The organism is Paraburkholderia bryophila (genome assembly GCF_003269035.1).
In the GTDB taxonomy this organism is placed as follows: Bacteria; Pseudomonadota; Gammaproteobacteria; order Burkholderiales; family Burkholderiaceae; genus Paraburkholderia; species Paraburkholderia bryophila.
The window spans coordinates 158,579-164,917 of the sequence record NZ_QLTK01000015.1 but is presented as its reverse complement, the minus strand read 5'-3'; the positions used below and the strand labels follow the sequence as shown (position 1 = coordinate 164,917).

The window sequence follows — 6,339 nt, the reverse complement described above, 5'->3', positions numbered from 1 at the left end:
ATGAATATACTTGGGGTTGCCGGGATGATGAAGGCGATGAGGATGACTGCAAGCTGAAGCCTCAAGGGGCTTCTTGCGCCCGCGGATGTTTGATTGGCGCAAGCGAAACGCATCTAGCTTTATCGACCGACCGGCAACCTCGCCCTCAGAGCCAAAACTGAGTTTCCACACAGGCTCGGCCACGAAGCGACACTCGACTTGCGTTGGCAGAACGTCGACAATCCATTGCAGAGCGTTCGGCCTAGGGGCCTGTGAACAATAAACTTCAAGCTGGGATGGCGGGTAAGCTGCGCGAGGCATTGGATCGCGTTTTCGATGAACGATCCTTCGTCGATTTTCTGAGTGCTCTCGCGGGCGACTGGACCGTTGAACGGGAGATAGAGGCCGCCATGCCGTCGCCCCCGCACTCCATTGGCGCGCTTGGCTGGGAGAATGGGACCATTGGCGCATTTCTTGGGGCCGCCGGCGCATGGGCCAAAGCGTCCAAGAATGCACTCTAGTTCTACGTCCCTCTTGGGAACTCTTTGCGACGCGCCGCGGACATTCTAATGGCGGGACGATTCTGCGAGTAAGGGGATCGCGGAGTCTGGCCGGTTCAGGCGTTCGATGAGACGACTTGGCTAGACAGCAGCACTCCATTCACGGAATCGGTCGAATAATCGGAAGCCAACATAGTCGAGTTTTCGCTTTTATAGCCAACGGTAATAGCAATCCCAGTAGCTAATAATGCGATCCTGCGTTCTTGGAAAAAATAGCGGATTTTCCCGGAAGAACGTTCCGTAATTGCGTTGACGCGTGGCCGGCCAGTGCGCCTCGATAGCATCGAGAATCTCAATGACGTACTCGCCGCAGAGTTGCATCACGAATGGCGCTACCCAAGGTTCAGTCAACGTAACCAGTCGCCCAATCTGGGGCAGGCGCATATGCCCATCATGATGTCTCGTTAGCACGCGCGTACGCGATCGCTTGGGATTCGTTCAGCCGCGCGAACAGCATTTCGTCGGAATCGTGGTGAATCCGATATGGAATATTGAGCGACTCGCCTCGAACAACGACAGGCAATCCAGGATGAGTGGCGTTGCTACCTTGGATCAAATCGGCGACGACACTCACTTCGGGGCGAAGCGCCGAAGGAGATGCCGTCATCAACGAACTCGATTGGGCAGCATTGGCGGCTGATTGAGTGTGAGTCATAGTCATACGTCGTCGCGCGCAAGCTGGTGTGTAGCCATTGTGGCATAGGAGCATTAGTCCTCGTCGACGCAGCTCGTCAATGTCCGCTTAGGCTAAACGCGACCGTCCCTTGAGCACGATTCGCGCTACGCGCGTATTCATCGCGCAGCAATCCATATCCGACGGTGCGCGACGGTCCAGCCGATCGTTACTGGTTTTGGGGGAACAAGGCGCGGCGAGCCTCCACATTCATCTCGGTGCTGAGGGTCATGCGCTGTTTCAGTGCGATGACCCGAACGGCCGCCGGGCGTGCCGAAATCTCGGCGACCAGGCGCTGTACGTGCGGATAGTCGGTCAACCCGTGCTCGCCGAAGATGTAACCCGCCGAACAGGCCCAGCCCCACAGCGCGATATCGGCAATCGAGTATGTGCTGCCGGCCAGGTACGGCGCCTTCGCCAGGCGCTGATCGAGCACGCGGTAGTGCCGCTCGACTTCCTTGAAATAGCGATTGCAGGCGTAAGGTATCGGCTCCGGCGCGTAGTGCAGAAAGTGCACGGCCTGGCCGCTGAACGGCGACAGCCCCGTGGCGACGAGCTGTAGCCAGGACAGCGCGGCGGCGCGTTCGGCTGCATCGGTCGGCATGAATGCTGCGTGTTTTTCTGCCAGATGCAGCAGGATCGCCTGCGAGTCGAACACCGTGATGCCGTCATCGACTAGGGCCGGCACCTTGCCGTTTGGATTGATCTCAAGAAATTCCGGCTGGTGCTGCTCGCCGCGGAAAATATCGACGACCTTGATATCGAACGGCAGTTGCAGCTCCTCGAGCAACAGGGCGACTTTGCTGCCGTTCGGCGTGGGATGAAAATAAAGCGTCAGCATAGTGTTTCCTTTGGATGAAATGATGAACGCTGCTTAGAATTGCTGCAGCACGAATTGATCGATCTTCGGAGAGCCCGGCTTGAACAGCGTGTCGATCCGTGAATTCAGTACGTACACCTTGCCGTTTCTGGTTACGGCCGCGGTCGGCATCGAGTGCTCGCTCTTCTGTACACGCCCGATCGTGGCGGTTCGCCAGCCGTCAGTGGATACGAGTTCGACGATGCGATCGATGCCCTGGTTTTGCACGACGATCAGGTGCTGCAAATCCACCAGATCGAAACCGTCCGCACCCTTCAGCGCTTCGGGCAGTGTGATTTGCTCGATTTTCGATGGATCGTGGGTATCGATCTTGAAGAGTACGCCAGAGTTGTAGTTGCCGACGATCAGATAGCCGTCCGGGTGCATCGCAATCCCGTTCAGATTGAAGCCGTCGCCGGTCATGAAGCGCGGGTCGTGAGCCCATACCGACATCTGTCCATGCGTATCGACGCGATAGACGATCGGTGCAAAGCTGTCGGTCACGTAGACATTGCCATCGGCGTCGAGCGCAAGATCGTTGGCCAGGTGCGCGCCCCGATTGATCGACGACAGATCGTAGTAGGCGCGCGGCTGACCGGTGGTCGCGTCGTAAGTCGCGATGGCCGCGAGTTTGCCTTTGGTCCCCGCATTGGTGTGCCCGCCGATACCCGGATCCGAGTTGGTAACCCACAGCGTGTTGCGGCGATCATCGACGAACAGACCCAGCGTCGAGATCAGACGGTCGTCATGGATGAATTCCTTGTAGTGACCATCGGGCGTGATCTTGCCCACGGTACCGTACCGCACCGATCCCACCATAAAGACATGCTGGCGGCCTGACCAGGTGATGCTTTCCGGAAAGGCCTGCGGGGCCTTGAACGTGATGTCTGCCGCGCTGACGAGATTCGGAGCGAGCAGGGCGGCTGTAAGCGCCATGCCGCCGATAAACCGCACTGAACGCTTGCGAAGGTTTGGCGTTGTCATAAAGTTCCCCTGTTTCGGCACCAGGCCGGTGATGTGACGGGAGGGATTGTGCTTTTGCCTGATTCGCTAAACAATGAGCGCCAATGCAATTTAAGTTTGCGATAAACGCAAAATATAAGGCGGCAATGCTGAAGGATCTGGAGGTATTTGTTGCGGCTGCCGAAGCCGGCAATTTCTCACTGGCCGCGCGCGCGCTCGATGTCGCGGTGTCGTCGATCACGCGCCGGATCGAAGGTCTGGAAGAGGAATTAGGCTGCACGCTGTTCCTGCGTGGCAGCCGTAAGCTGGTCTTGACCGATGCCGGGCAACACTTTCTCGGCACCGCGCGCAACGTACTCGCGGAGCTCTCCGATGCGCGTGATGAGCTATCGAGTCGTGATCGAGAGCCGCACGGCCTGCTGACGATCACAGCGCCAGCATCGTTTGGCAGGCGCCATATCGCACCGGCAGTGCGTACATTTCTCGAGGAATATTCACGGATGCAGGTCGATCTGCATCTGAGCGATCGGGTAACGGATCTCTCAGTTAAACGAATCGATCTCGCCATTCGCATTGGACGCGATCTGAGTGGCGATCTGATTGCGACGCAGATTGCACCGTTGCGTCGGCTGGTATGCGCCGCACCTTCGTATCTGGCGCGGGCGGGTCGGCCGGAAACACTGAAGCAACTGCTGGAACATGAATGCCTCACGGTCTCATCTAGGCCGACTCCGCCGGGCTGGTGGACTTTCCCCGGGCTCAACCGGGGTGCACCGCTGCAGGTCAACGGGCGATTTCAATGCGACGATACCGAGACCTTGCTCGACGCGGCGGTTGCGGGCCTCGGCGTCGTACACCTTGCCAGCTGGCTGGTCGGCGATCATTTGCGCGATGGTCGGCTTGTGCAACTGTTCCCTTCCGAAGACGGTACCGCGGTCAAGGGGGCGCCGGCCATCTACGCAGCGCGTCTGCCCGGACGCTCGCACGCCGCGCGAGCGCGTCTGTTCCTCGACCACGTGCGCGCCCATATTGGTGCTCCTCCGTATTGGGATCGTATGGCGGGCGATATCCGAACAGACGTCCGCCAGGCACACCCAGATTCACCAACGCAAGCCCGCCAGGGCAAGCCATTAACGCGCCTTGCCTGATTCCCGCCCTCGGTTTTGATGCTCGACCGAGAGGAGCTACTCGGACTACTCGCGTGAATGGCCGGTTTTCGTCGGCGCCGCCGGAATCGTCAACAACCCCGGCAGGTTTGCTAACGAGTTCCTGCCTCAATACGCCTCCAACGTTCGCTTTTCAGCAACAATGCATTTGTCCTGACCCACTTCTTCGACGAGGCGGGAGACGGCACCATGACGTCCATGCCTTGGCACCCGCCGGCCCCCTCGACAGGAACCCCATTTAAGTGGACACCATTCAACGCTACCGGATCGGCGACGCCACCGTCACTCGCGTGACCGAACTGATTCTTTCTGAAGTTCCTTCAGCATTTCTTTTTCCTGACCGGGATCGCACGGTCCTGACTCATTGCCGGCCAAGCTGGATCGGGCCGGAAAACGTGTCGACCGACGGGGAGACACTCACGCTCAGTGTGCATAGCTGGATCGTTCAGACGGGCCGTCACACGGTCGTGATCGACACCGGCGCGGGCAACGGCAAAAGCCGGCCGCTCAACCCCATCTTCGACCGACTCGAAACGCCGTACCTCGAGCGGCTCGCCGCGGCCGGCATACGATCCGAGGACGTTGATTTCGTGCTGGTGACCCACCTGCATGTCGATCACGTGGGCTGGAACACGGTACGCAAAGGCGAGCGCTGGGTGCCGACCTTCCCGAACGCGAAATACGTGTTCTCCGAAGCCGAGTACCGGTTTTATGCCGACGTGGAACATGTGCAGACGCCGAGCGCGGGCGTGTTCGAAGACAGCGTGCAGCCCATCGTCGATGCAGGTCAGGCGCTACTAATTGACGCCGGACATCAACAGCCGATTGACGGATTCACGTTCCACCGCACCAAGGGCCACAGCTTCGATCATCTGTCGATCAGTCTGGAGTCGAATGGCGAGCACGCGCTGTTTTCCGGGGATGTCGTGCATCATCCGGTGCAGGTCGCGAAGCCCGAGTGGAACTCCGTGTTCTGCGAGTTCCAGGACGACGCGCAAGCCTCCCGTTTGTGGGCGCTGAACTATGCAGCCAACCATGGCGCGACGTTCTTCAGCAGCCATTTTCCCGGCACCTCGGCGGGCATCGTCAGCCGTGAAGACGACGGTTTCGGCTGGCTGCCCCTTTAAATCTCAAAGATCATCATGACCACCGACACGGCAATTCAAACGCAAGATTTCATGATCCAGAGCGACACGCCGGCCATCGAACTGCATATCCGCAACAAGCGCGCGGCCGGGAAATCCGGTTTCGGAGAAGCGCGCACGGTACTGTTGATGCACGGCGCGACCTACGGTTCCGGCAGTCTCTACGACACGGCGATCGGCGGCTATTCGTTCATGGACTACCTGGCGTGCGCCGGTTTTGACGTATATGCCGTCGATGCACGCGGCTATGGCGAATCCACGCGTCCGCAGCAGATGAACCTGCCTTCGTCCCAAAGTGAACCAATAGGACGCACCGAATCGGGCATTCGCGATTTCACTACGGCGGTGAACTTCGTGCTACGCACTTCGGGTATCGCACGACTGAATGTCATCGGCATGTCGTGGGGCGGCAGCGTGACCGGGGCATTCACGGCTCGCAACGGCCACAAGGTACGGAAGCTCGGCCTCGTCGCGCCGCAATGGATCAGCGACCGGCCGATCCCGCTCGATGCCGGTGGCTCGCTCGGCGGATATCGCGTAGTTCGTGCCGCCGACGCTAGGGAGCGATGGGTCGGCGCCGCACCAGAATGGAAACGCGACACATTGATCCCCGAAGGCGGGTTCACAGCGTGGCTGAACAACACCCTCCGGTCGGAGCCGGATGACGAACTGCGCAAGAACCAGTCGATCCGTGCGGTCAACGGACCGGTTCAGGACATTCGCGAGTTCTGGGCTGCTGGCAAGCCGTTTTACGACCCGGGCCAGATCGAAGTGCCGGTTTTACTGATCCACGGCGAATGGGATATCGACGTGCCCCTAGCTTTGATGCAAGACTATTTTGTTCACCTTACAGGATCCCCGAACAAGCGATGGCTTGAACTCGGCGAAGCCACGCACATGCTGATGCTCGAGAAAAACCGGGTGCAAGCTTACGACGCACTCGCCGGCTTTCTGAGCGAGGTGTGACGAGCAGATGCCGCGCCGCTACGGTCGC

Annotated in this window: 7 protein-coding genes; 4 read left to right on the top strand and 3 right to left on the bottom strand. The window is 59.3% G+C overall.

All coding sequences use genetic code 11. From position 1 onward, the window contains the following. Positions 1–251: 251 nt before the first annotated feature. Positions 252–500, top strand: coding sequence for a DUF790 family protein (locus tag BX591_RS21570; RefSeq protein WP_244147075.1), 249 nt, complete (start codon positions 252–254; stop codon positions 498–500). A 430-nt stretch (positions 501–930) separates the two neighbouring features. Here BX591_RS21570 and BX591_RS36185 read toward each other — a convergent pair whose 3' ends face one another. From BX591_RS36185 to BX591_RS21555, 3 genes are all read right to left on the bottom strand, one after another. After that, complete coding sequence (locus BX591_RS36185) at positions 931–1,194, bottom strand: hypothetical protein (protein WP_146749807.1); 264 nt, start codon at positions 1,192–1,194, stop codon at positions 931–933. Between the two features lie 187 nt (positions 1,195–1,381). Beyond that, positions 1,382–2,053, bottom strand: coding sequence for a glutathione S-transferase family protein (locus tag BX591_RS21560; protein WP_208459634.1), 672 nt, complete (start codon positions 2,051–2,053; stop codon positions 1,382–1,384). Between the two features lie 33 nt (positions 2,054–2,086). Beyond that, positions 2,087–3,055, bottom strand: a complete 969-nt coding sequence (locus BX591_RS21555; RefSeq protein WP_111933333.1) for an SMP-30/gluconolactonase/LRE family protein — start codon at positions 3,053–3,055, stop codon at positions 2,087–2,089. 83 nt (positions 3,056–3,138) lie between these two features. Between BX591_RS21555 and BX591_RS21550 the strand changes: the two genes are divergently transcribed. The 3 genes from BX591_RS21550 to BX591_RS21540 all read left to right on the top strand — a co-directional run bounded on the left by BX591_RS21550 (position 3,139) and on the right by BX591_RS21540 (position 6,311). Beyond that, positions 3,139–4,182, top strand: coding sequence for a LysR family transcriptional regulator (locus tag BX591_RS21550; protein ID WP_244147076.1), 1,044 nt, complete (start codon positions 3,139–3,141; stop codon positions 4,180–4,182). A 308-nt stretch (positions 4,183–4,490) separates the two neighbouring features. Next, positions 4,491–5,327, top strand: a complete 837-nt coding sequence (locus BX591_RS21545; RefSeq protein WP_244147077.1) for an MBL fold metallo-hydrolase — start codon at positions 4,491–4,493, stop codon at positions 5,325–5,327. A gap of 147 nt (positions 5,328–5,474) precedes the next feature. Beyond that, positions 5,475–6,311 carry an alpha/beta hydrolase gene (locus BX591_RS21540; protein ID WP_244147078.1) on the top strand — a complete coding sequence of 279 codons (837 nt, stop codon included), beginning with the start codon at positions 5,475–5,477 and terminating at the stop codon, positions 6,309–6,311. Positions 6,312–6,339 lie beyond the last annotated feature (28 nt).